23 protein-coding genes are annotated in these 25,635 nt (G+C 44.5%); 22 read left to right on the top strand and 1 reads right to left on the bottom strand.

The annotated features are described in order from the left end of the window. Positions 1 to 90: 90 nt before the first annotated feature. The 12 genes from OXN25_22380 to OXN25_22325 all read left to right on the top strand — a co-directional run bounded on the left by OXN25_22380 (position 91) and on the right by OXN25_22325 (position 10,690). On the top strand, positions 91 to 363 hold the full coding sequence (locus tag OXN25_22380; GenBank protein MDE0427611.1) for a hypothetical protein: 273 nt from the start codon (positions 91 to 93) through the stop codon (positions 361 to 363). A gap of 149 nt (positions 364 to 512) precedes the next feature. Further along, positions 513 to 1,481 (top strand): DUF5050 domain-containing protein, encoded by a 969-nt coding sequence (locus OXN25_22375; GenBank protein ID MDE0427610.1) that lies wholly within the window; start codon positions 513 to 515, stop codon positions 1,479 to 1,481. 157 nt (positions 1,482 to 1,638) lie between these two features. Further along, positions 1,639 to 1,887, top strand: a complete 249-nt coding sequence (locus OXN25_22370; protein MDE0427609.1) for a hypothetical protein — start codon at positions 1,639 to 1,641, stop codon at positions 1,885 to 1,887. A gap of 13 nt (positions 1,888 to 1,900) precedes the next feature. Continuing rightward, on the top strand, positions 1,901 to 2,827 hold the full coding sequence (locus OXN25_22365) for a hypothetical protein (protein MDE0427608.1): 927 nt from the start codon (positions 1,901 to 1,903) through the stop codon (positions 2,825 to 2,827). 88 nt (positions 2,828 to 2,915) lie between these two features. Next, positions 2,916 to 3,887 (top strand): DPP IV N-terminal domain-containing protein, encoded by a 972-nt coding sequence (locus OXN25_22360; protein MDE0427607.1) that lies wholly within the window; start codon positions 2,916 to 2,918, stop codon positions 3,885 to 3,887. 150 nt (positions 3,888 to 4,037) lie between these two features. Beyond that, complete coding sequence (locus OXN25_22355) at positions 4,038 to 4,634, top strand: DPP IV N-terminal domain-containing protein (GenBank protein MDE0427606.1); 597 nt, start codon at positions 4,038 to 4,040, stop codon at positions 4,632 to 4,634. A gap of 354 nt (positions 4,635 to 4,988) precedes the next feature. Beyond that, a complete protein-coding gene (locus OXN25_22350; protein ID MDE0427605.1) occupies positions 4,989 to 5,798 on the top strand; it encodes a hypothetical protein in 810 nt (269 codons plus the stop codon). A 233-nt stretch (positions 5,799 to 6,031) separates the two neighbouring features. Further along, on the top strand, positions 6,032 to 6,298 hold the full coding sequence (locus tag OXN25_22345; GenBank protein ID MDE0427604.1) for a hypothetical protein: 267 nt from the start codon (positions 6,032 to 6,034) through the stop codon (positions 6,296 to 6,298). Between the two features lie 346 nt (positions 6,299 to 6,644). After that, positions 6,645 to 7,793 (top strand): hypothetical protein, encoded by a 1,149-nt coding sequence (locus tag OXN25_22340; protein MDE0427603.1) that lies wholly within the window; start codon positions 6,645 to 6,647, stop codon positions 7,791 to 7,793. Positions 7,794 to 7,795: 2 nt separating this feature from the next. Beyond that, positions 7,796 to 9,646 carry a multiheme c-type cytochrome gene (locus tag OXN25_22335; protein MDE0427602.1) on the top strand — a complete coding sequence of 617 codons (1,851 nt, stop codon included), beginning with the start codon at positions 7,796 to 7,798 and terminating at the stop codon, positions 9,644 to 9,646. A 37-nt stretch (positions 9,647 to 9,683) separates the two neighbouring features. Next, positions 9,684 to 9,914 (top strand): hypothetical protein, encoded by a 231-nt coding sequence (locus OXN25_22330; protein MDE0427601.1) that lies wholly within the window; start codon positions 9,684 to 9,686, stop codon positions 9,912 to 9,914. Between the two features lie 98 nt (positions 9,915 to 10,012). Beyond that, entirely contained in the window at positions 10,013 to 10,690 is a 678-nt protein-coding gene (locus OXN25_22325; protein ID MDE0427600.1) for a sugar phosphate nucleotidyltransferase, read from the top strand. Here the strand turns inward: OXN25_22325 and OXN25_22320 are convergent. After that, positions 10,687 to 13,626, bottom strand: a complete 2,940-nt coding sequence (locus OXN25_22320; protein MDE0427599.1) for a sigma-70 family RNA polymerase sigma factor — start codon at positions 13,624 to 13,626, stop codon at positions 10,687 to 10,689. The genes OXN25_22325 and OXN25_22320 overlap by 4 nt on opposite strands. A 917-nt stretch (positions 13,627 to 14,543) precedes the next feature. Here OXN25_22320 and OXN25_22315 point away from each other — a divergent pair. The 10 genes from OXN25_22315 to OXN25_22270 all read left to right on the top strand — a co-directional run bounded on the left by OXN25_22315 (position 14,544) and on the right by OXN25_22270 (position 25,587). Further along, entirely contained in the window at positions 14,544 to 14,801 is a 258-nt protein-coding gene (locus OXN25_22315; protein MDE0427598.1) for a hypothetical protein, read from the top strand. A gap of 78 nt (positions 14,802 to 14,879) precedes the next feature. Beyond that, positions 14,880 to 15,659, top strand: coding sequence for a hypothetical protein (locus tag OXN25_22310; protein MDE0427597.1), 780 nt, complete (start codon positions 14,880 to 14,882; stop codon positions 15,657 to 15,659). A 15-nt stretch (positions 15,660 to 15,674) separates the two neighbouring features. Next, positions 15,675 to 15,914 (top strand): hypothetical protein, encoded by a 240-nt coding sequence (locus OXN25_22305; GenBank protein MDE0427596.1) that lies wholly within the window; start codon positions 15,675 to 15,677, stop codon positions 15,912 to 15,914. 687 nt (positions 15,915 to 16,601) lie between these two features. Continuing rightward, positions 16,602 to 18,560, top strand: a complete 1,959-nt coding sequence (locus tag OXN25_22300) for a hypothetical protein (GenBank protein ID MDE0427595.1) — start codon at positions 16,602 to 16,604, stop codon at positions 18,558 to 18,560. Between the two features lie 309 nt (positions 18,561 to 18,869). Beyond that, entirely contained in the window at positions 18,870 to 19,955 is a 1,086-nt protein-coding gene (locus OXN25_22295; protein ID MDE0427594.1) for a sigma-54 dependent transcriptional regulator, read from the top strand. 181 nt (positions 19,956 to 20,136) lie between these two features. Further along, entirely contained in the window at positions 20,137 to 20,802 is a 666-nt protein-coding gene (locus tag OXN25_22290; protein MDE0427593.1) for a hypothetical protein, read from the top strand. A gap of 145 nt (positions 20,803 to 20,947) precedes the next feature. After that, positions 20,948 to 21,754, top strand: coding sequence for a CYTH domain-containing protein (locus tag OXN25_22285; protein ID MDE0427592.1), 807 nt, complete (start codon positions 20,948 to 20,950; stop codon positions 21,752 to 21,754). Positions 21,755 to 21,845: 91 nt separating this feature from the next. Next, on the top strand, positions 21,846 to 23,378 hold the full coding sequence (locus OXN25_22280; protein ID MDE0427591.1) for a nucleotidyltransferase family protein: 1,533 nt from the start codon (positions 21,846 to 21,848) through the stop codon (positions 23,376 to 23,378). Positions 23,379 to 23,385: 7 nt separating this feature from the next. Then, entirely contained in the window at positions 23,386 to 24,438 is a 1,053-nt protein-coding gene (locus tag OXN25_22275; GenBank protein MDE0427590.1) for a glycosyltransferase, read from the top strand. An 18-nt stretch (positions 24,439 to 24,456) separates the two neighbouring features. After that, a complete protein-coding gene (locus OXN25_22270; protein ID MDE0427589.1) occupies positions 24,457 to 25,587 on the top strand; it encodes a glycosyltransferase in 1,131 nt (376 codons plus the stop codon). Positions 25,588 to 25,635: the final 48 nt, after the last annotated feature.

Here is a 25,635-nt window from a genome sequence, read left to right as displayed (position 1 = left end):
TTTTCTTGCTCTGGAAATAGGCTCAACTGTTCTGGTTGGGTCAATTCCGCTGGGTGTGAGGTACCCGGTATAAAGAAAGGAGAAACCTGAATGAAAAATCTCAAGTCGAAAATCCGAGACTTCCTTGATTCCGAAGAAGGTCGTGTCGGTGTGAAAACGCCATTAGCACTCGGTGTTGCTGCGGGTGGGTTGATGCTTGCACAAGCCATGGTGGTTATCCCAGATGCTGCAGCACAAGGATGCACTGTAAATGCCGACTGCCCAGGGGCTCAGGAGTGTGTTGAAAGATGCGTCCCGAACCATGGGGTGAACACTGCTGGAAAGAATGTCAATAAATTGTTAATGAATCTTCTTGAAATCTGAAGGAGTTCATTGCTAACTCAGGTGTAGCGGTTTTACCGTCACACCTACCTCAAGGGCATTTTTGAAATTTGTTTTTTCCTAACAATATTCCTCTATGGGTGTTAAACCGCTAAGGAAGAAATCAAGAAGAATGAAGGAGAATCTATATTATGCTTAAGATAGTGTATTGGACAATCAGTTTCTTGATCATAACAAGCGTTTGGACATACGCCGCTGAAAACGTGCGGTCTATCTCTTTTTCTTCTAACCGAACAGGAAACGCCGACATCTATACTATTGATACAAACGGCAAAAATCTTCGTAACATTACTGATCGACGGACGAATGAGGCTGACGCGACCTGGTCCCCAGACGGTCGTTTTTTAACGTATAGCTCCGATCAAAATGGAAACTTTGAGATTTATGTAATGGATATCGAAACAGGGAAAAACCGCCGGTTGATACAAGATCCTGGAATTGACGCGTGTGCCGCCTGGTCTCCAGATGGACGATGGATTGCCTTCTGCTCAAATCGTTCAGGTTCGTTTGAAATCTACAGAATCAATGCCAGCGGTAAGAACCTGCAGCGATTGACAAGGCTTCCAGGAAATAACACAAGCCCGGCGTGGTCACCTGACAGTCAACAAATTATCTTTACTTCTTCCCAACGTAATGAGAAAGGGCACGGGGAAAGTTTCCTCTATGTGATGCGTGCTGATGGGAGAAATCTTAGAAAGTTCATCAAAGTTGCCTCTGGCGGTCCCTCTTGGTCTCCCGATGGAAATCAGATTCTCTTTTCAACAACGCGAAACGATGAGGATGGAGAGGATACCTTTGACCTCTTTGTTATAAATCTGAATGATCAAGGGGTCCGTCAGTTGACGCAGGAACCTAAATGGGAATTGGCTCCACAATGGTCTTCCGATGGTCAATGGATTACATTTGAAGCACGAGAGCCTCGGCAGAACAAAACAAGTGCTATCTATGTTATGAACGCAGCTGACGGAGAACTTCGTCAATTAACAGAAGAATTGTCGATGAATTGGTCCCCCGCTTGGGTACCGATGCGAAGCACTTTTCCTGTTCAGCCAAATGCCTCAATGCTAACAACGCTCTGGGGTAAACTCAAACAGAAATAACAAATCTTTATGAATATATCGCTTACTTGGTAGTGGGGTTTGTAGTCTCCCTGGTGCGCAGCACCCAAGTAATTCTAAAATCTACCATATATTCAGCGTTTCGATATAGGTTTGTTGATGAACTTATAGAAAATAAAGGTTTAGGAGAAATAGGCTCATGAAACGCACATGTTTGTGGATTATTCTTGCTGCTATCTTGTTAGGTCAAAGTGTTTATTTAGCTTTTGCTCAAACACCTAAAACCGCAAAAATCGCTTTTCAATCTAATCGTGATGGCAATGATGATATCTATTTGATGAACCCCGATGGAAGTCAACAAATAAATTTAACCCGGCACCCTTCAGGTGATTTTTCTCCAATATGGTCACCTACAGGGGAAGAAATTCTTTTTCAATCTAAGATTTAGGAGAAATGTAATCATGAAACGCACACATTTGTGGGTTATCCTTATTTCCATATTGTTAGGTCAGGGTGTTTGTTCAGCTCTTGCCCAAACACCTAAAACCGCAAAAATCGTGTTTACATCTAATCGCGATGGTAATAGCGAGATTTATATTATGAATGTGAACGGAAGCGAACAAAAGAACTTGACGCAGCACAGCGCACGGGATGGAGCACCTGTCTGGTCCCAGACAGGTGAAGGCATTGCTTTTCACTCTGATCGGCACGGCCTGCGGGATATTTACATTATGGATGCTGATGGAAAAAACGTCCAAAAGTTATTTAAGGACTTGGTCTATAGAGAATTCCCAACCTGGTCCCCAGATGGAAAAATGCTGGCTTATTATCGTTGGGATGGAGATGAAAGAGCAATCTATATTGCTCATATAGAGGAACAGCGAGAAGAGCATATCGCATCCGCGGGACCTCTGGCAGGTTTTCCAGATTGGTCTCCCGACGGTTCAGAGATTATCTTTACTTTTAGGTTTGAACACGCTCGTGGTACCGCTTTTCTTCGTGTTGTAAACATCAATACTAAAGCAGAAACTACGCTTTTTGAACCTGATGAACCTGCCTCATTATTTCATGCGGATTGGGCTCCGGATGGAAAAAAAATAGCATTTAGTTGGTTGAAAAAGGGTATTTACGTCCTTGATGGTAGTAATAAAGCCGAAAAATTGACTGCTGGAACGTTTCCCGCTTGGGGACCACGGGGCGATGAATTGCTTTATGTAGAGCGAGGCCAAATTTTCACTTTCAATTTGGAAAGTCGCATCTCTAAACAACTCACAGGTGGAGCTGGGACAATCAATATTGAGCCTAATTGGTTTGATCCAGCGACTCTTCCAGTTCAACCCAACCCAAAATTGTTAACAACGCAGTGGAGTAAATTAAAAGAGAAATAAGATTCCTTAACACTATTGAAATTCACCTTTTGCTAATATCCCTTTGCACTGGTAAACTTCAAGCAAAAAATTAAGGAGAACCCATCTTATGTCTATTAAAGGAGTATTTCTGCTAAACAGTCTCTTGATCCTAATAAACGTCTGCGGATACGCTGAAGACGTTCGATACATTTCCTTTTCTTCTAACCGAGAAGGAAACTCTGATGTCTATATCATTGATACGAATGGCGAAAATCTTCGCAATCTCACTGACCAGCACCGGACAAATGATGCTTACGCAACTTGGTCCCCTGATGGTCAATTTCTCGCCTATACTTCCGATCCGAATGGAAATCCCGATATTTTTGTCATAGATATCGAAACGGAAGAAAGCCGCCGGTTAACAAAGGATCCTGGAATTGACTTCCTGGCTGCGTGGTCGCCTGATGGACAATGGATTGCTTTTTGCTCAAACCGTTCGGGTGCCAATGAAATCTACAAGATGGATATCCGTGGTAAGAACCTGCAACGGTTGACAAATCTCCCAGGAAGTAACACAAGCCCGGCGTGGTCGCCTGACAGTCAATGGATCGTTTTCCGTTCTCTGTGGCGTAATGAGAAAGGTTTCCGCCAATATTTCCTCTATGTGATGAGTGCCGATGGGGAAAATATAAGACAGCTCATAAAAGCTGCAGCAAGTGGAGCATCGTGGTCTCCAGACGGAAACAGGATCCTCTTTTCAACGACGCGAGACGGTGAGGACGGAGAGGGGACCTTTGACCTCTTCGGCGTAAGACCGAGTGGGGAGGATCTTCGTCAGTTGACAAATGAACCTAAATGGGTGATGGGACCGGCATGGTCACCTGACGGCCAGTGGATTACGTTTGAGGCACGGGAACCTCGACAGAATGCAACAAGTGGTATCTACATCATGAATACAACCAGCGGAGAACTTCGTCAATTAACAGACGAACTCTCGATGAATTGGTCCCCCGCTTGGGTGCCGGTGCGAAGTGCTTTATCTGTTCAGCCAAGTGCTACGTTGCTGACGACCCTATGGGGCAGACTAAAGCAGAAGTAATATACTTCGATGCATACTGTCCTTGTAAATCTGAGATAGACATACTGAGTGGCAGTTTTTACTGTCACGCTTGCCTCAAACGTTTTTTGGAAACCTATGTTTTTTAAATCATTCCGCTGTGGGTAGTAAATTTTTAGTAGAGGAAAATAAATGAATGATCAAAGGTGGATCTTATATCTAAGAACGGTCTTTGTGGTAAGCCTGTTTTTACTTCTGCTGAGTGCCTTGGCTTATCCAGCTGAAGTTCCGTATATTTCCTTTAGCTCTAATCAAGATGGAAACTGGGACATTTACACTATTGATATAAATGGTGAAAATCTCCATAACCTTACCAGTCGAAGAAGGACATCAGACATCATAGCGACATGGTCTCCTAACGGATACTCTTTCGCTTATAGTTCGGATCCGAATGGGCATTCTGATATTTATGTCATGAATGTTGAAACAAAAAAAAATCATAGATTGACAAAAGATCCTGGAAGTGACGTAATGGCTGCGTGGTCACCAGATGGACAGTGGATTGCTTTTTGCTCAGATCGTTCAGGTGCGTTTGAAATCTACAAGATGGATGTGCATGGTAAGAACCTACAACGGTTGACCAGGCTCCCGGGAAAAAATACAAGTCCAGCCTGGTCCCCCGATAGTCAGTCGATCGTTTTTAATTCTTTTTGGCGTAATAAGGACGGTATCCGAGAACAATTCCTCTACGTGATGGATGCCGATGGACAAATGCTATCTATGTCATGAATGTAGTCAGCGGAGAGCTTCGTCAATTAACAGATGAACTGTCAATGCATGTGGGTCCTGCTTGGGTCCCTGAACGGAAGGCCTTTCCTGTGCAGCCCAATGCCGCGTTGCTAACAACGCTCTGGGGTAAACTCAAACAGAAGTAACAGGCTTTTATGAATCTATTTTCTTGAGTTAAAAGTTAAATAAATGTGGAGGTTCGATCCTAAAATGGTAATGAAACGTACATGTATGTTGGCTATTCTTGTTTCCATATTTTTGTTTTTTGGCATTTCTTTAGTTTATGCCCAAGTTCCAAAGACCGCCAAAATCGTCTTTTCATCAAACCGCAAAGGAGATTTTGACATTTATGTAATGAATCCTGACGGAAGTGAGCCTGTCAACCTCACCCGCCACCCTGGAGGCGATGCTGGACCTATCTGGTCGCCTACAGGCACACACATCCTTTTTACGTCTAACCGAGATGGCGCGTGGGATCTGTACATTATGGAGGCGGATGGAACAAATGTGCAGAAAATCTTTAAGGATCTCGCACGAAGGTCCAACCCATCTTGGGCTCCCGATGGAGAAAGAATCGCTTATTCACAAAACGGAACTGTTTATACTGCTACCCGGGATGGCGAGAATGTTGCATCAGTTACAAAAGGGATATATCCCCGTTGGTCGCCCAATGAAGAATGGATAGCATTCATTTTGGATCCACCAGGTGAAGGAGGAAAGTTTGGAATCGGGATTTTTGACCTCCGGACACGCACACGAAGAATGTTTCTCGAAAATCCTCGACGACCATTGATTAGTTCGCTCTCATGGGCACCAGATAGTTCAAAACTCGCTTTCTCTTGGTTCAACCCTGAAATATTTCACTTACTGACCGTCTACATAATGAACCTTGATGGCAGTCAACTCAAGCGAATTGTAAAACCAGCTCGGGCCTTTTGGGCTGATGGTCCGGTTTGGTCTCCCCACGGTGACGAACTTCTTTATGAACATAGAGGTCATGGAAAATCCCACATTTTCAAAACCCGTTTGTGGAGTCGTACATCAAAACAACTCACACATGAAGGTCGAAATTATGCGGGCGATTGGTTTGATCCGAAAACTTTGCCTGTTCAGCCGCAAGCGAATCTTCTGACAACACTTTGGGGGAAACTCAAGAGGAAATAACGTACTTCTGTGAACACCACCTATGTGAATCTAAGATATACAAACCGATTTGAATACCTTGAAAACACTTTAGCAGAGGTATTGTCCGAACATCATATATCTGCTGAAGTAGAATTTGTTTTCAGGCATTTTCAGAGCGAACCATTTCGATCTGAAAATGGGATCGCCTCTCAAGGTCGAGCAAATCCCGCCGGGCACAAGAGATTTCCCGGTATAAAGAAAGGAGAACCTCAATGAAAAATCTCAAGTCGAAAATCCGAGACTTCCTCGATTCCGAAGAAGGTCGTGTCGGTGTGAAAACGCCTCTGGCCCTCGGTGTCGCCGCAGGTGGGCTGATGCTTGCACAAGCGTTCGTTGTCACACCTGACGCAGACGCATGTGTTAACAACGCTGACTGTGATGGTGACCAGCAGTGTGTATGGAAGTGTCTTGATTGGGTGTGGGTTGATTGGGGCGACGGATTCTGGACCTGTCGCGTAGAGGGTATGGGATGTGAGTAAGTTTAATGCTACCTACTCCATATCCTAATCTAATCTTTGCATGGAGTTAATCATAAGTCCATGCAAAGGTTAATCCTTCCTAAGGGATATACGCATAGAAATGGCTGCTAACAGTATCTGGGGTATTGTCCTCATCAATTGTAGACAACTTCCAACTAATACCATTTCTAAAAGTTTATCTCGCATTAACCGAACCCACTCACGTCACACCCAGTAGGTGCGGTTTCTAACCGCACCGAGCAGTGCTGAAAAATAGCCAACCTTTTAAGAGGAATTATCAATTAGAATTGGTATAACAATAGTAAACGACTAAAGAATTCACTTAAATTTATTACTGGGAGTTTCTGTGAACACATTTACGTACGAAATCATCTTACTCTCTATAGCATTTGCTTTTTGTGGTTATGCTTGCTATACGGATATAAAAACCCATAAGATACCCAATCTTTGTTCGATGTGTCTCATTTATGCTGGCACTCTCGGGCAACTAATGGGTTGGTTCCTTGGGCTCACCACACCCGTGAATATTGCAATCACATTCGCGGTGAGTGGTGCAATTGCCATCGCGTTCTATACGTTTGGTATCTTCTCGCCGGGTGACTCTAAGTTCTTTTGGGGACTCTGTTTAATACTACCGCCATGGTGGTTTGGACATATCCAAGAGACGTTGATATTCCCGCCTATAGCATTGGCACTCAATATCATCATCCCTTACACGATCATAGCGATAGGCTATCTCATCGTCCAGTTAATCCGGGTACGTGGAACTGGTACGATGATCATCCAACTCATCAAGGCATCTCTCAATCGAGATGCGGTGTTGGAGAAATTGTTCGGACTACTCCAGTTTATTCTTATTGGTGCCGGACTTACCTATCTTTTTGAAATTATAGAATGGCAGTTAGATCGGGTGATGCAGCTTATCTTGGCGTTGGCTATTTTTGGCGGCGTACAGAAAGTATTAGGTCCCTTTTTGAAAACACCGACATCTGTCGTCATTGTACTGTTTGGCAGCGGTTGGCTAATGTTCAAAAACGCACCCTCCATCGGGCTGCTGCTCGGTGGACTCGCCTTTTTCTTCATCTTTTATTTGCTTATCTTTGTAGTAGCGAAACAGTTCGTGCTTCAGTTAGCAAGTATCGCTTTTGATCGGATAGTCGAGGTGTCAAACCTCCAGGTCGGGATGATTCTCAGCGAATACATCTTCAAAATGGAGCAGGCCGACGGGAGTGTTCATTATGATAAGCAAGTAGACAAAAAGGAACGCCAAGGAACTGAGTTGATAACGACCGACCCAGTCGGACTCTCCGCGGCAACAATTCGTAAATTACAAAATTTAGTCAAACAGAATGCCTTTGCACACTTCGACAACAGAATTCGGATCCAGCCTGCCATTCGTTTCGCACCCGTCATTGTATTCGGGGGATTGTTGACGGTGCTTTGTAAGGGCCCCTTTCACCTCGGGATAATCTCCCTTTTAAATAGGTTTTTTTAATAATGAAACTTGCTATCGTCACTTTAATTCTACTAACGCTTGTCATAGGGGTTCCGCCGCTGTATACGCATTGGGCGGAGTCTCGTAGACAGCAACAGATTCAAGAAATTAAGCAACATGCGCGTCAACCGATAGGCGAAACCCTTGAAACTACACTTTCAATCCTTAAAGGCGAAGAGCTTCCTTCTGTCATTATCCTGTACACCGGTGGCACCAAAAGCCATTTGGAGCCTTGTGGATGCTATCAGGAACAGTCAGGTGGATTACCGAGACGCGCCCACCTTGTTTCGCAAATCCGTAAATATGGAATCCCCGCGCTCTTGGTTGATGCCGGGAATATTTTTGATGGCACCGAGGCCATAGACACACGACGGTGTCAGATAAATCTCAAGGCGATGTCTATGATGGGATACGACGCGGTAGCATTGAGTCAAAGTGACCTCGCTTACGGTGATACTTATATCAGTGAACATCGTGATGCTGCATCATTCCCATTTCTCGGCGAGGGCCACATTCATACGCGACCCTTTGTGCTAAAAACTGTTGGTAAGACCACTGTTGCCCTTATAAACGCTTCAAACAACGGTGAACTGCCAGACGCTGATATTCTCATTGCCTTGGGAGAGCAGACATCGGCAGAACCACGAGAGATTGACGTTGTCATCAGTCCTGAAGAAGCAGAACTCGGACAACAAGCGGACGGAACACTTTACGTAGGTTCGACCCCCGAAGGGAAAACATTGGGATTTTTGGCACTCTGGGTGAATTCAGAAGGTGAACTCACGCGACACCACCCCACGCAACTTGCACTGACAGGCGATGTTCCAGAAGATGAATCCCTGCGCCAGTTGTTAACCGACTTTTACCGCGAAGTCGCTGAATCTTCTGAACATCAGCCACTTTTCACTGATCAACTGCTGGAGCAGCAGACAAAAAACGGATATGTGTCGGCATCGGCGTGTCAGGACTGCCATGAGCAAGAATACCTTCAGTGGTCTGCTACGCGGCACGCTTTCGCCTTTGAAACCCTTTTGAAAAAGGAGCGCTACTTCGATCCAAATTGCGTCTCATGCCATACCACTGGCTTCGGTTACCAAACAGGGTTCCAAATCGGCGACGAAAAATCAGCGTTCAAAGGAGTCCAATGTGAAACTTGCCACGGTCCTGGTAAACAACACGTCGGTAATCCCAAAAAGACGAATATTCGGCTCGCTGCTGAGACTTCCCTTTGTCTTAAATGTCATGACACAAAACATTCTCCCGGATTCACAGAGGTTGTCGCACTGCACACCAAAGATGTAGACCACAGTCGAGAACCGATGAACCTTGAGGAATTGTTAGCATCTCGTGTCTCACGCATGGGGAAACCGACGTTGGAACTGTTTGTCATGAGTTACTGCCCTTACGGGGTTCAGGCGGAGGAGAAACTGATCCCGATTGTCAAGAAATTTGGCGACACAATTGACTTCAAACTCCGATTTATTGCCCAAGAGAAGGAGAGCATTTCTCTGAAAGATATAACACCCTTCACCAGTTTACACGGATACCCCGAAGTCGCAGAGAATATTCGGCAGTTGCTAATAGCGAAAGAATACCCTGATAAGTATCTGGACTATATTCTATGCCGTGGAAAAAAACTGAATCAAAGCTGGGAGGCGTGCGCGCAGAAACTTGACATTGATGTCGAGAAAATCCAGACGCTTTTCGATAGCCCGGAAGCCGAACAACTCTTTCGAGAAAACATTAAGCGTGCCGCTGAATTGGGTATTAGAGCCTCTCCAACCATTTTAGTCGATAACCACCAATTTCGAGCAAACCATCTGTTACGAGCAAGCGGCACGCCCTGCCAGTAATGTCCACTAACAGACATTTTAGAAAGGAGGTAAAATTATGAAATGGTTACATTACGCATTGTCTTTAGGGTGTTTGTTTTTCCTCATTGTAACGCCTTCCAAGGCAAAGATAGGGCAAATATCCCAAGAGATGGGAACTTCTCTCTATGACGTTTCCGGACTGCGAGACATCGAAATTCCAGACCTCAGCATCGTGCAGCCAGATCCAATCCCAGAACCCAAGCCAATGCCTGATCCCGGAGAAAACCCGAAACCGAAGCCGCTTTAGAAACGAGCAATGGCGTGTCAGAAGGATTATCCTTCTGACACGAAGTTGATTCGCTTGGATTTTTCGTTTGTTCTGATAAGAATTGAGAAGGATACAATATGCAAGCAATTATTTTATGTGGTGGGAGTGCAACACGTCTCGGAGCAACCGCTAAACGAACCCCGAAACTCCTCCTGAAAGTCAAAAACCGTTCTATTCTTGAATGGCAGTGCGATTTGCTAAAAGAGGTTGGGGTCCAGGAGCTCGTCCTCGCTACCGGACACCTCCACGATGTACTCCGAGACACTATTGGCGAGGCTTACGAAGGGATTCCTGTTCGTTACTGCAAAGAAAACAAAAAACTCGACACCGGCGGTGCCATCAAAAATGCAATGCAGCATATACACGATTCTCCGTTCTTTGTATTGAATGGAGATGTCTTATGGCGTGATTTTTCCCTCAAGCAAATGGTATCTACCTTTCGAGAAAACATGGAGGGGTTACTATTGGGTGTCTGGGTAGATGATACCCGCCCTTACGGCGAAATTATCTCTTCAAACGCAGGACAAATTACAGCATTTCTGGAAAAACCCACCGCGCTACGAAGCGGATACATCAATGCCGGTGTCTACCTCTTCAACAGTACAATCGTTCATAAATTTCCTGAGAACGATGTGTTCTCTCTCTCCTACGATGTCCTTCCCAAATTAGAAAACCTCTATGTTCTTAAGGCCAACGCCGGTTGGATAGATATCGGGTCACCTGAACGTCTACAAGCAGCACAACAGCTTTTTTAAGGTAAATTTGATACACGGAGCTCTGGATAGATGTGCTGGAGGCGGAACACCCCATTATCTTCTGTGCCTATGTAGAGGGTGCCACCAGTCGCAGCAAGGGAGGTGACTGTGGTGGATGGGACTTCTGAAGTAATCTGCCGCCACGTGTTTGTATGATTGTTTACCTGATAGACACCGGTATCACACACACCGTAAAGTCTCGAACCATCTGTCGCAATCCGATTCATAGTGAGTATATGCCCATCAGTATCACCGAGAGCGTGCCAGGTTGTAGCATCGTAAGAATTCATCACACCCGCATCCGTTGAAATATAGACAGTTGAACCCACGACTACAATCTCTTTAAAGTAGGTAAACGGAAACCCAAGGTTTTCGGTGATGTCGCTCCAAGTGTTTCCATTATCTAAAGACTGAAAGAGATGTCCGTCCCGCTTACCCGCGTAAACAACATTTCGCGAGACACCAAGCGTGAAGCCTTTTCCGTACGTAGGCAGAGGCTCTCCCTGATCTTCTAAACCGGTGTAATACCATTCTGTCTCGCTGGGATGCCACCTGAAAAGTTTCCGCCGATGTTCCATAAAAACCGTTTCTCCGGCAAGCGTGAAACCACCGTTGGCAGCATCTTCTTGAAGGACAAGAGACCTATTTTTCCACCATAACTGTTCCGTTTCATGAACCTTGACGTTTGTTTCCCTTGCGCTTTGGACCCTTTTCTGCCATTCAGTTTGTAGGTAGTCTTCCTCAAAATCTGGCATATCTTGGACATGTCTGAGGGTATCGTCTCCAACCAAGAGATGAAAAAGTTGCGTTCGACGATCATAACCGGGGCTTATATAGAGAGTGGTGCTTACATAAAGAGTCGTAGCGGTTGCTTCGATCTTCGGAACCCCAAGTTTATATCCATCGACCATGTTAACGGGCTCCCAAGATTCACCACCGTCTTTTGATTTAGCAATGTTTCCAGCGGTGGCTGCGTAGAGAACGTTTTTAACAGTTTTTATATCTCGGATATCGGAATTCGGGATTCCTGTCATAAAAGGGTGCCAGGTGAGACCGCCGTCTGTTGAGCGTGTTATTCCACCATGATAAGCTCTATAAAAATTGTTCTCATCCAACGCTATAGTGGGAACCGGTCCAAAGGCGTTTGGGTCCTTTCCAGGATCCATCCACGTCTCGCCACCGTCATCGGAGCGTAACACTCCACTAAAACCCATCAATATAAGCCTCTTCCCGACCGGAACGACCCTGATTGAGGCCGTCATCTTAGTCGGGTATTCTTGGTTACTGGGTGTAATATCGGTCCATAAATTACCAAAGTCGGTCGAATAGAAGGCTTGTGCCGTGGGGCTATGCAGCAGATCTGTGTTTGTCCCGACGTAGATTCTGTCCTCGGAGACTGCTAACGAACTAATACTGTGTTCTGTAGGGACCGGCAATTTTTTCCAATGATTAGCAAACCGGAAGAGCCCTCGACTTGTTCCAACAAACAAGGTGTTATCAACGGCAAGCGCGTCCCAAATACGGAAATTGAGAGTGCCTACATCCGGCGCAGTATCGGATTGCAAAACCTCCCCAATAGGTTGCCATGCCTTACCGCCGTCCTGAGAACGAAACACCTCTGTTCTCAGGATCAGATACAGGGTCTTATCGGCGTTCTGTGGACCCTGTGCTTGAAATCCATCGGTAATAACCAAGGCAACTGCCTGCCCTTCCGGGCGGGAGCCGAGATCCGTCCACGTTTTACCGTTATTTGTTGAGGCTAAAAGCGCGTCGGATGTAACCATATAAAACGTATCGCCGCGCGCTGCCATGATCCGACCGAATTCCTGAGCGGGACCGCTGGCACTGACGAGTTTCCAAGCGTCTGCTGCCGCTGTGAGACGATAGAGACCGGCTTTCATAGCAGCGTAGAGTGATTGGTCGGCGGCGAGAAAGAGCCCAGCACCTGAGACCGATCCTATACCTTTCGCCTGAGTCCATTGCAGTTCTGTCGCGGGAACGTTTGCCTCTTTCGGCAGCAAGGGTGGAACCGAACTCAGTCCGAGTTGTTGACCAGATCCACTATTCTTACCAAGGGTATCAACATTTCCGAGTTGGGTTCGCGTATCGGGTTTCAATTTCAGCGGAAGCACAACGGGTGCCTCTACCAATTCAATCGTCATCTCTGCTGTCGCATCTAAACTGTAGGGCTGCTGGAAACGAAATAACGCCCGGGTACCGAAACCTGTCACCAGAATAAGAAGAAACGTTGATGCGAAGGAGAAAACCCATGGGGACCAAGGTTTACCCATAGGCGGCGGAGTCGGTTGGATACGAGCCACTTCTTGCATGATATTCGCAATCAGGGTTGGCGGAACTTGGAAAACACCCGAGGCATCATGAAGCAGTGCCTCTTGACCCGCTAAGCGCTTGCGCGCACGATGGAGGCGACTCTTAACCGTATTCGGTGATACACCTAAGGATTCGCTAATCTTTTCACACGGCATTTCTGATAGATAATGCATTGTTACGACGGTGCGTTCGCTCTCCGGCAGCTTCTCAAGGAGACGTTTAACGGCGGCACGTTTGAATTCGAGGTCCGCATCTTCAGCGCATCTCCCGTCATATTCGACATAAGAAAGTTCCTCAATTTGAGCCGCTGGCATTGCGTCCAAAGAGGTCGTGCGAGGCTGTTTCTTTCGTAGCCAAGCGATGCATCGACGCGTCGCAATTACATAAAGCCATCCTGCAAAATTATACGGCGGTTTCAGTATTGGCAACTTTTTGTATGCTTTTAAAAAAACGTCTTGTGTGAGCTCCTCGGCGATGTGAAAGTCGCCTATCTTCTGCCACACCAGTGTGTGAATCCACTTCTGGTGTTTCTTGACCAGCACAGTAAAGGCATTTTCATCTCCATCTAAAACACGCCGAATTAAGTCATAATCATGGGTTTGCATCTCGCTTCGCTCCAAAAAATAAAGATAAAGGCTTTATTATATAATAACGCGTATGTGAGACCCAAAGGTTGCATAAAATGCGATTTTACGAAAAATATCCCAACAGTTCGACAATTTCCCAAATCTATTATCCGCAAACATAATGAAAGTCTTATTTCCGCACCATTGTTATACCATTTCTAAAAGTTTATCTCGCATTACCCGAACCCACTCACACCACACCCGGTAGGTGCGGTTTCTAACCGCACCGAGCATCGCTGAAAAATAGTCAACCTTTTAAGAGGAATTATCAATTAGAATTGGTATTAGTTTACTAAAGACGCTCATTTTTTGCAAGGACTTTAGTTCCACCGTCCAGGGCTGTTTAGTTTTAAGAGATAAGTTTACCTACGTAAAGGATTTCTCTTGATGGAAGCCCGAATTTATTCGGGGCAGCACACTTTTCCCGAACAAGTTCGGGCTTCCGGACGTAAATTATTGGAAAACTGAATGACCCTGTGCCACGGTCAGTGGAGTTCAGTTTCAGACTATCCATTGGCTTTATGCAAAATACGCAGAGTTAGGTATGCAAAATTTGCCGAGTGCGTAAAATATGCAGAGTTGTATTTTGATGAAATCCCTAACGGTATGGGATCTTACGATTGGCACGTAAATTGCTTCTTTATAGATAGGGTTTACGCAGGATGCTCTTTTGTAGCATAACCTGTTAGGTTGTGCCACTCAAACGTCTATGTTCTTCAGAGAACCCCATCTAACAAGGTACCCGACGGTCAAGATTGCGTAAGTCCTGATATATACATGTTTAGCGTGTTTGAAAATCCACTTCCCTGAGAGGGTGAGAAATTTAAGAAAATTGCCCACTTAGGGTGTTTGTAAAGTCCAGCTCTGTCAAGGAGCAAAAAAGGAGAGAATTAAAAATGAAATCTACTTTAGTCGCAAGTATTCCAGCCCTCGTCGTACTCTTTGCACTCGTATTTGGCTTCGGAACATTTCACGTGGTGGTCCAGAATGCAGAAGCGAGTGATAGTGATGATTGTAAGCAACTTGCAGATGATTGTAGTGATGCGCAAGAGAGTGCATCTACTGCTTGTGCCAGTGGTAATGTAGAACGGTGTGAAAACGCACAAGCCGAAGCAATGCAAACTTGTAGCGATTATCGCAGTAAGTGCCTTTAAGACAATTGGTCGCTGTAGCTGCTTACCAAAGAAGCAGCTATAGCCTCTCATATATTGACTATATTAGGAATGCGAAAAATGAAAACCGAGATGATATATACACTCAGTGTACTTGCAATAATGGTTGTAATCGGTATTGGTGTATGGTTCGTACTTCAATTAGATCAGATTGCACCCATGGAAAAGTCCACCGAGACGACTCCTAATGCAGATAACATAACCCAGGTCTTGAAAACAGATCCACCCATAGAACAAGTAAAAGAACTCACCCCAGAAGAACGCGCCCTTAAAGGAAAAGAGACCTTCCTTGCAATGATGGAGTTTACGGGGGTTGACACGGAAAACAATACCTATTGGAGATTACTCCATGAAGCCGTTAACTCTCCAGAGTATATGGAATACCAAAAGAAGCAAGATGAACGGATTGGAATAGATCTCGACCTCTGGTGGAGCTTCCTTGAATCGAAAGGCCTGAGTTCTGGACGCATGGCGCAAGAAGAAAGGTTCCGCGAGCACTTTCCAACTGGCGATTATGCCGATTATGAACCTGCAATGCGAAAACGCCTTGCTGAACTCTTTCTGGAGGCAGGACTTTCTACTACGGCGACGGATGCGGAAAGTGTCCGCGGAACACTCAACGTAATAGCACAGTTCCGAGCCGAAGATGAAGCACATCGCGTCTGGATGCGTGGGTATTTCAACGGATACGTCGGCGACTTGGAATGGGCACAGGAGATTCGGAAAAATGCTGTACGTATTGTTACAGATGTGGAGGATGTCAATGCCGTCCCTGAGCTCAAGGAGCCTGCTATTCCAGGAATCGCAACTTATGTCAAAAATCTCTTCCAGAAAAGATAGGAGAACTAACCAAAAATGAAAGATACATATATTCTATTCACTGTTATCATACTCACTGTCGTTGCAATCTCCGCCGTTTTCGTTGGTTATGCAACCGACACGCTGCCAACTGATACACCCCGACAAATAGCAACAGCACCTATTGGGAACACCGCTATCAAAACAAAGAAAGGGTGCAGCTGCTGTAAGGAACGTCTCGCAAAGTTCCGAGAGTTTATGGAGAAACGTAAACGCCAAAAGGCTGCTGCACAGTGAACCGTAGGGGCTGGGTTACCCAGCCCCTACGAGCGAGCGATCTGGGTTCGCTATCGTGAAGTGTCAACTTATTTTCAGGTTTCACTGTAAAGTAATACCATTTCTAAAAGTTTATCTCGCATTAACCGAACCCACTCACGTCACACCCGGTAGGTGCGGTTAGAAACCGCACCGAGCAGTGCTGAAAAATAGTCAACCTTTTAAGAGGAATTATCAATTAGAATTGGTATTATTTTCAGGTTTCACTGTAAAGTAATACCATTTCTAAAAGTTTATCTCGCATTAACCGAACCCACTCACGTCACACCCGGTAGGTGCGGTTAGAAACCGCACCGAGCAGTGCTGAAAAATAGTCAACCTTTTAAGAGGAATTATCAATTAGAATTGGTATTATTTTCAGGTTTCACTGTAAAGTAATACCATTTCTAAAAGTTTATCTCGCATTAACCGAACCCACTCACGTCACACCCAGTAGGTGCGGTTTCTAACCGCACCGAGCAGTGCTGAAAAATAGCCAACCTTTTAAGAGGAATTATCAATTAGAATTGGTATAAGTTGCTAATTTGTCAAACTTGTCAGTATTATAGTGCATTCTAAAAATAAATTTGCACTCCCGACCTACGGTAGGCGAGATTTCCTAACCTCGCTGATGTACAGCGTATAAGTAATTATCGGCTTTACTATATTATGAAGATAAAAAAATTAAGTATTACCCTTCTGATTGTTAGTATCTTATGCCTTGCCGCGTTCATTCGTTTCCAAGGCATCACGAATGTTCCATCGGGGCAGCTAACTGGCTCGGATGGTTATCTCTATTATCGGCAAGCGCAACTCATCTCTGAACACGGGCAGTTGCCAGAGCGGGATATGCGTCGATGGCTGCCCCTCGGTAGAGATTTAGGGCAAACCCTCAATCTCTACAGTTATGCCCTCGCTTACGTTCACAAAGCGGTCGCGTGGATATTTCCGAGCGTCACCCTGTATCATGTTACCGTTTATATGCCTGTTGTCTGCTTTTGCATAGGGCTTGGGGTGCTTTGCCTCTTTTTCTCCCGAACCTTTGGGGTCCTTTTTTCGAGCATTGTTGGTGTGCTTCTGGCGACCCTCCCAGGTGCGATCGCCCGGAGTACGGCTGGCTTTGGAGATAGAGACAGTTGGTGCCTGATGCTCGGTATCCTTGCTGTCACAACCTATCTTACCTCGCTACAGCCGCATCATCCACGCAAACGTCTTTTATGGACAATCGCCAGCGGTTTTGTTGTATTCCTTGGAGGGCTCAGTTGGGAAGGCTTTGGTGTTTTTCTCAGCATCGTCCTTTGTATTGAAATCTGGCGATTTCTCACCTCCGAAACTGAAGATGGGTTGGAATTCTATCTACTCTGGGTATGTATCTTTGTGCCACTGCTCTACCTTGCATCCGCGGCGTATCGAAGTGGGCAAGGCTTTTCGACACACATCGCTGCCCTGATGCTCGTACCACCGATTGCACTTTTGGGTATCCGTTACCTCCGGCATTTTCTCATCACAAGGTCCCCCTTTGCCGCGAATCTCCGACGACACGCTCGCACCCTCGCACTCGGATTAACCCTCGCAAGTGTTGCCCTCGGCCTCGGTTATATCCTTATACAACGCGGCACTTTTGCCGATACCACCGTTCCTTTCAGTCAAAGCACGCTGATGCAGAGTATTGAGGAACTGCAAAGCACTTTTCTGATGTATTGGATGACCCACTACGGCAGTGTCTTTATGTTGGGGAGTCTTGGGGTTATCATGTTAGTCTTCCGATTTTGGAGAATGAAAGGAGTGGTATTTGCGGTTTCGCTGATACTCTTCACCGGAACAACCTTTTATCGGAGCGTACTTGATTCCTTTTTTGGGGTATTCGTTGGCAATTTCTTATTCAGTATCGCAATTGCTACCTGTCTCATCGGATTTCTTGTGCTTGCATGGCAACGAAAAGCTGCCGTTGAGAATGAACTCATCTACATCACCTTTGCCGTATGGTCGCTCTTCTGGATCGCACTCACACGCGATGCAGAACGCTTCAACTTTTTTGTTGGGGTATCCATTGCCTTCTTTACCGCGGACCTTATCCTTTTCCTTACCACTTTTTATGCCGCTAAAGTAAAACACCGCCTACCCCAACTTCTCTTAAAAACAGCGATTCCCGCACTAATGCTGACCTTGATTCTGTTCTGGGCACCTGTCGGTGGGCACGCAAATCGTACCATGTCCACTGCCATCAAATCTCACAGAGCAACACCCGGAAGAGGCAGCCTCGCTCAGGCGTTCGCTTGGATGAAGCACAATCTACCTTCCACTGCTGTTGTAGCTGCCGACTGGAACCACGGGAATCAGCTCAATGTACTCGCTGGGGTTAAAACTATTGTTGATCAGGACCACTACATGCCTCATCGGATAGCACTCTACCGACAGCACGTTAATTTCGCTGAGACTGAACGCGAAGCGTTGGAGTTTCTGAAATCTCACGCCGCAACCCATCTCATGCTGACGGGTAAAGAAACCGCTACGGCACCGTTTCTACGCGGAGAACCCAGCAGCGCGTTTCTGCCTATTTATCCGACAGAAAACTTTACGAAGGCACTCGTTAAAGTCTGGGAAATTTACTATCCAACCGAAAATTAACACAGTTTTTCATGGGTTAGCGCACTTTTTTCCAGTCCAATGCATTTTATGCAACCTTACTTCACTTCAACCGCGTTATTATATTATGAGGTCCACAAGATGTAGAAAATTGTATAAAAGGTAGGTAATACCATTTCTAAAAGTTTATCTCGCATTAACCGAACCCACTCACACCACACCCGGTAGGTGCGGTTTCTAACCGCACCGAGCATCGCTGAAAAATAGTCAACCTTTTAAGAGGAATTATCAATTAGAATTGGTATAAGATAGATAGCGTCCACATTTCAATTCAAAAAGATAGGAAAAGTAATGCTTCATAGAACCAAAGGAGATACATCGCAACAGCACGTAGACGGACCGCACTCAATTACAAAACCCAGAATCCCGCAATTTGCCCCTTCTCGTCGACTCCCAGAAAATACATTACGCGGCAATTACGAGAGCATTATTGGAAGAAGTCCACAGATGCTCAAAGTTCTCAAACAGGTTGATAAAATCGCAGATACAATAGCGAAAGTACTGATTTGTGGTGAAACAGGGACGGGTAAAGAGTTGATAGCACGTGCTTTACATCAGAACAGCGAGCGGGCGCGAAATAAGATGATTTCTCTCAACTGCGCAGCGATTCCCGATATGCTGCTTGAGAGTGAATTGTTTGGACATGAAAAAGGCGCGTTTACCGACGCGAAAACACAACATATCGGCAGATTTCAAAGGGCGCACAACGGCACACTTTTCCTTGATGAAATTGGGGATATGCCGCTTGCTTTGCAAGCAAAGTTGTTACGAGTTATTGAAACAAACGAGATTGAACGTCTCGGCGGAACGAAGCCTATTCCAGTGAATGTTCGCGTTGTTGCAGCGACGCACTGTCACCTTGCAAAAGCGGTTGAAAATGGCACTTTCCGCAAAGATCTTTACTATCGCCTGAAGGCTGTTTCTGTTGCTTTACCCTCCTTACGCGAACGGCGAGAAGACATTCGCGTGTTAGCGGAATACTTTGTCAAACAACATTGCAAGACTTACAACCGGCCGGTGCGTAAAATGGCACCAGAGACACTCGACCGTCTGCAAACCTATCCCTGGCCAGGAAATGTCAGAGAATTGGAAAACGCATTAATCAGTGCAGTGCTCCTGAGCGACGAAGAGGTTATCCTACCCAGACATCTGCCTGAAGAAATTTTGGCGTTTGGACAGCCACCCGCGAACGTTCCACAAGAAGCACTTGCATCTGAAAGCCGACAAGCCACCCATATTCCCCTCGGTACAAGCCTCAAGGTTGTTGAAGAAGCCTTCATCCGCGACACTTTGGCGTGGCAGAACGGAAATCGGACGAAAACGGCGAGGATATTAGGGATTAGCGTACGGACATTGCACAATAGATTGAAAGATTAGGAAGCACGTCTTTTTTAAGTCTAAGACCTTATGTAGATTGAAGTTCTGGTGGGAATTTGTTGGGAGAGATGAAACTGATGATTTTTATCTACTTCCAGCAAAGAATCGATCCGTATAAACACTAATCCAAGGTTGCGTTTGATGAAGACTTATACTAAATCAATGAAAGTGAGAAATAAAAATGTTACTAACATTTGAGGGTATTGATGGGTCAGGAAAAACCACAATATCAAGGATGGTTTACGAAAAACTAAAATATAGAATTCCGCAGATTCAATATCATGAAAAGTCTTCTACGGACTTCGATCATCCTTACATACGAGATCAGGTATCGAAATTACGGGAAGTTCTATGGCCCCCCAACCTCGGTGAACAAAAGCACAATGTATTTGGGGATTATTATTGGCTGTTTTTAATGGCAGCTTGGTTTTCAATACAGAGTGTTAGGTTGAAAAGTGATCGGTCTCAGAGGAACTTGATTCTATTTGACAGCTGGTATTACCGTTTTGTCGCAAAATTCATAAATAAAGGTTTTGATAAGGAGTGGCTCTTTTCAATTTTTGATGCCACTGATGAGCCCGACCTTGTTGTTATGCTTGATATAGATCCGCAGCTCGCTTGGAAAAGAAGATCAAAATTTAAAAACATAGAAATGGGGAAATGGGATGGATTTAGCGGTGATGATTTTGAATCATACTGCAAGTACCAAGCACAAATCCGTCAAACGCTTTTACAATTTGCCAAAGAACGGAGATGGTTCGTAGTCTATCACACAGATGGAACGACTGCAGATGAAATGTCGCATTTGATTTTTGAGTATATCCTTTCAAGGCACCCGAATTCCTAAGCGGTTATCTGAAAATGGATTACACAATTCATAAATAACAGTTTACTCCTATTGGAATTTACTCATAGGATTTACTAAATACGTTTTCTGGGTCAAAGTCATAAGGAATTGGTCCAGAATATTTTAGAGGATATTACTAAACTTGATGACATCAGGCTTTCAGGACTCAATAGAGCGTGAGATGACCTTAGTTGTTAGTTCAGAGACGCCGCGGGGAATTATAGATCAGATCAGTCTTTTGCGTTCAATCGGAAGGTATAGGTTGGTACCTCGGAATTCTGAAACTATTCATGATTTTTACTTTGATACCCCCGATCAGCTGTTAGAGAATCAATTGCTTGCTCTGAGGGTTAGAACGGTTGATACAAACTTCTTTCTCACGCTAAAAGATCGCGCACAATCATCGGATTGGGGAGGCGTAGAACGATTTGAAGTTGAATTGCCCTGGTCTCACGATGCCTTAGTTAGGTGTGTTGAAGAGCTTATGGACAGGGGCATAAACATACGGTACCAGAGTTCCAATTTCGATCTTGCTTCCCCTCAAATTGTGATGCAGAATCTAAACTTAATAGTAGTTCAGAACCGTACAATTGACAGAAAAGTTAGACATATTATTTTACATGAAGGAGACGGTCTTGTATTTGCTGAACTAACGATTGACTCTGTTACCTACCATTTCCGGAATTTAGAAGTTCACCATCATGAAATGGAAATCGAAGCGAAAGTAAAGCATAGATCCATAGAACTCAGAACTTTGGTTGAACATTTAATCAGAATGTATAAACCTGCGCTGCGAAAATGGATTCACAGTAAAGTGGCTATTGGTAAGGTTGTTGAAAGATTACTAGATGAAGGGAACCTAAAAAATTTATTAGACTTCAACAACGATCTCTTGCCTATTGCTTATGACAAGATAGTGGACTGTCTTGAGCCAAACAGAGTAAATGATTGAAGTAAATATTCAAGTGGTTTAAAGCAGGGGTTGTCGGTCGTTCGTCTTGGGGGCGATACTGGCATGGACGAAAGATGTTTGGAGAAAATCTATGTTACTAGATTCTGAAACCTTGCAGAGTAAACTTGTAAGATGCCTTGGAAAATTGTTTCTCTCGGAAAAGGATATACAGCAGATGGAAAATCTCCTTCAGGGGGTTAGACATTTTGATGCCATGGATCTGTTGAATGTTGCTAGAACTCATGGAGTTACTCCGCAAATTTATCACAATCTCCAAATCCTTAAAACTCGCGGATTTGAAATTTCTTGTTTCAATGCTTTCCTTGTCCAAGCGCGGTCAGGCTTAGAAAAAATGAAAGAGTATCAAAAGAAGTTATTCGCAGATTTGGAGTTATTTGCGGGGACAGCTGAAGGGATCGCAGACAGTTTTATGGTTGTTAAAGGAGCGTGTTTTAAAGATTTGTATCCGGTGGGTTCTTTTCGACCTATGTTTGATATAGATTTGGTGGTTCTCGGAGATGTTGTATGGGAAGTCATTGATGCTTTTAAGCAGGTTGGGTATCGTCCCAAGCGCATCCGTTTGGAGAGTTATCCGTATTCAGTAACGCGTCCAAAGGGCATCTTGGGAATCGCCGAGATGCTTGAACTAGATGGAAATTTAAAAATTTATCCTTTTGATTTACATCTAGGGGCATTTCCAGGATGTGGTGATGGACTTCTTGATTTGGATATATGGAAGCGAGCACTTTCTCTGAAGGTTGGTAGTCGAGAAGTCTTGATGCCTTCGCTAGAGGATTGCCTTCTTATCATCTGCTCACACATCAGTCGTCACGGCTACGCGAAATTGAAAGATTTAAACGATATGAGTGCTTGTTTAGAAAATGCTGGCGATAACTTAGATTGGAGCTACTTATTTCATTCTTTGAAAAAAAATTCACTCCAAGCAATTTTCTGTGGTTTATTGGCAAAACTGCAGCTGGACTATGAGGTCAAATTACCCAGTGGAGTCCAATCAAGGTTGAAACCAAAAAGGTTGGGGAGTCTAACCTCAAAGATGTTATTTTCTACGGGAAGAGAAAATCCAGATTTTCATGGAGGTCGGCAATTGATTGCTGGACGTTTTTTGCAGGCTTCTTTCTTGTACGATTATTATCGGGACCGAGTTGGTCCCTTCACGGCTCTCAGAGAGGCAATTTCTGGATTGTATTTCCTATTCCAAAGCGGGCGTCCTTATCGGCTATGGGATGCACGCGAAATTCAGTCCTTGCGTTCCAATCGACGCATGGTTATTATTCCTATTGAGACAACGACGGATGAAGTGTGTTGGCATCTTGAGAAAATTCATCTTCCGGAAGTCGAGCAATTTGCCTTAAAATCGGGAGTTTCAGTAGAACGCATCAGCGATGAGACCATTGTCTGGAACAACGGTCATCCTGATGAACTTATTCTGACCCCCGAAGGTTTTTATACGCAAAGTGCCTACAATGGGGATATTGGTGAAATGGTATTAAAAGATATGCAACGAGTGGCTTGTGAAGTGACTGCTCAATTGAAGCAAGCAGGGGCAATTCAAGCGAAACGCGTTGAAGTATTTCATTCAATAGGCAGTGTTTCTATAAAGTGAGGTGGATATGGCTGTTGATGTAAGTGTTGTAATTCCAACCTATAATAAAAAAGATTTTCTTGAGATCACTTTAACAGCACTCGGATTCCAAACCTATCCTCTAGAAAAGTACGAGGTTGTTGTTATCAACGATGGTTCAACGGATGGGACAGAGACGCTTGTTTCGTCTCTCAAGGTGCCTTATCAAATTAACTATACACATCAGGAAAACCAAGGGTATTCGGGCGCGAGGAATCGTGGCATAGAGAAGGCATCCGGCAAAACGATTATCTTTATTGATGATGACTGCATTCCGACCCCAACTTTCATAGAAAGTCACATGGAAAATCATCAAAAGGGGGACAATTCTGTCGTTCTGGGATACAAATATTTAACTTTTTCTCAGATGCTCCCAGATGACTCTCCTCGTAAGGGGCTCTTGATAGAAACGTTAAGCCGCCAAGAGGCTTTGCGTCACTTAAGAAGCATTCCCGTTGGCACAATGTTAATCCATCCTCAAGACTTTTCTGATGGATTTGACAAACTCGCCCACTTATCTTATGCCGGTGAAAGAGATCGATGGGAAAGGACTTATGAAATTCACACCCCTCAACTGAATGGATTCCGCCTTCCATGGTTGTTATTGACAACAGCAAATTTCTCCGTGAGCAAGCACCACTGCGTAGAGATCGGTGGATTCGATGAGAGTTTTAAGGGGTGGGGATTAGAAGACTTTGAATTCGGATATCGCTTATATAAGCAAAGACTCAATTTCGTGCTTGACAAAGCATCCTTTGTTTACCGACTAATACATTGGGATAACGTGACGGAAGATCGTGTGGTAAGCAAAGTAAAGAATTATACCCACTTTTGCCAAAAGCATCCTGATGTTGAAGTCTACCTCCATTGGCGTTTAAGTACATCCCAAGTGGATATATTGACTTACAATGCGTTAGTTTGTCAATATTATGAATTGCTCGAGATCGCAAAGTTCATAGCAGATGATTATTATAACTTAGTCAAACACGAGTGTGAATCTTACGGTTGGGACATTGAGTACAGAAGAACTAACGATGGTTAAAACATAAAGGAGCTTTCAATGACATTAGATGCAAGCCTTATTATACCAACATATAATAAAAAAAAGTTTCTGGAGTTAACACTAACATCCCTTATCCATCAGACGTATCCACATGAAAGCTTTGAAGTAGTTATCATTGATGACGGTTCGACGGACGGGACTCATGAACTTTTTTCTACATCCACACGCTTTCCCTTTCAGCATGTATATGTCAAGCAGAAGAACGCTGGACGTTCCGCCGCGAGAAATGCAGGAATCCTAAGGGCGAAAGGGGAGACAATCATTTTTATCGACGACGACCAAATAGTTCCTTCACAGTTCGTTGAGAGCCATCTGAGGCCACACCAGCAAAATCGGAATCTGGTTGTTGGGGGTTACCACGCACATGTTTTCTCATTTGTCCCAGACGCGCTGAGACCACGGGCGATTCTTTCCTATTTGCAAAAGTCGTTTCCAAAGCAAGAAAACCTATCCGATCTACGGTCAGAAGATCCTTTGATTGCAGCAGAAGACATCAATTCTGATTTCAATCAAGTGACTCGCCTTTCCTACGGGATGGATGTCAATTTTGAAAGAATAAGTAGGATATATGGAGAAGATTTAAAAGGGTTCTTTATTCCTTGGATTTTCTTTGTTACGTGCAATGTTTCTGTAGGCAAAAGCCATTTACTTGAACTCGGTTTATTCGATGAAAATTTCATAGGCTGGGGTATTGAAGATTACGAAATGGGTTACCGCCTTTATAAACACGGAATCGAATATAAGCTCTGTCGAGACGCAATAAGTTACCACCAGTTTCATTCAAGAAACTTTGTCCAAGCACGCGAAAGCGAACTGATAAACTATCAATACTTCTGCAAAAAGCATCCAGACGTTGCAGTCTTCCTTTATTGGCGAAAAACTTATGACGGTCTCAACATTGTTGACTATAGTGCAATCGTCCAAGATTACTGTGGGTTAGCCGAGACGGTTCCAGGTTGTCAACTTCTCTCAGATTATAAAGACCTTCTAAAGCACCGGCTCGAAACGCGGGGTTTTAATTTGGCACTCCGGCAAGAATTCTGGCAATTGCCCTCCCTTGCAGAGAAGGCATTGGAAGACAAAAAGTACGAAAAGGCACTTTTCTTTGCTTTGAAATATATTAACTGACATTTATCAAAGTTGTGGTCCGACTACTAAAAGCGTTGCCTAAGAGCG

The organism is Candidatus Poribacteria bacterium (assembly GCA_028820845.1).
Taxonomy (GTDB): domain Bacteria; phylum Poribacteria; class WGA-4E; order WGA-4E; family WGA-3G; genus WGA-3G.
The sequence above is the reverse complement of the archived record's forward strand: the minus strand, read 5'-3'. Positions and strand labels throughout refer to the sequence as shown.